Origin of the sequence: Colwellia ponticola (assembly GCF_005885605.1) — a bacterium.
Classification (GTDB): Bacteria; Pseudomonadota; Gammaproteobacteria; order Enterobacterales; family Alteromonadaceae; genus Colwellia; species Colwellia ponticola.
Genome location: NZ_SZVP01000110.1, coordinates 1 through 454, shown reverse-complemented (window position 1 = coordinate 454; position 454 = coordinate 1). Strand labels below are relative to the sequence as shown.

General features: G+C 59.3%; 1 protein-coding gene. It reads left to right on the top strand.

Annotation, left to right across the window (positions count from 1 at the left end; all coding sequences use genetic code 11):
- Positions 1-42: 42 nt before the first annotated feature.
- Positions 43-454: exodeoxyribonuclease V subunit gamma (locus FCS21_RS16075; RefSeq protein WP_306461466.1), on the top strand; the 412-nt coding region annotated here is incomplete at its 3' end.

Genomic DNA, 454 nt, shown 5'->3' with positions numbered 1-454 from the left:
ACGTCCCTCAGTGCTGGATTCATGGTGGTTCACGGCAACCGCTTGGACGAACTGCGCAGCCTGGTGGTGAGTTGGATGCGCCGTTATCCCCTGGCGCCCCTGGAAAACGAAATCGCCCTGGTACAAAGCAACGGCATTGCCCAGTGGCTCAAACTGGCCTTGGCTGAAGACCCGGAAGACGACGATATGGGAGGCTGCGGAATTGCCGCCGCCATCGATGTACAGCTCCCCGGCAGCTTCATGTGGCAGCTCTATCGCATGGTCCTGGGACGTGACGAAATCCCTCCAAAATCCCTGCTCGATAAAGCCCCGCTCACTTGGCGCCTGATGCGCCTGCTCCCGGAACTCATCGATCAACAGCACTTCGAGCCGTTGCAACGCTTCTTGACCCACGACTCCGACCTGCGCAAACGCTACCAACTGGCGGAACGACTGGCTGACCTGTTCGACCAAT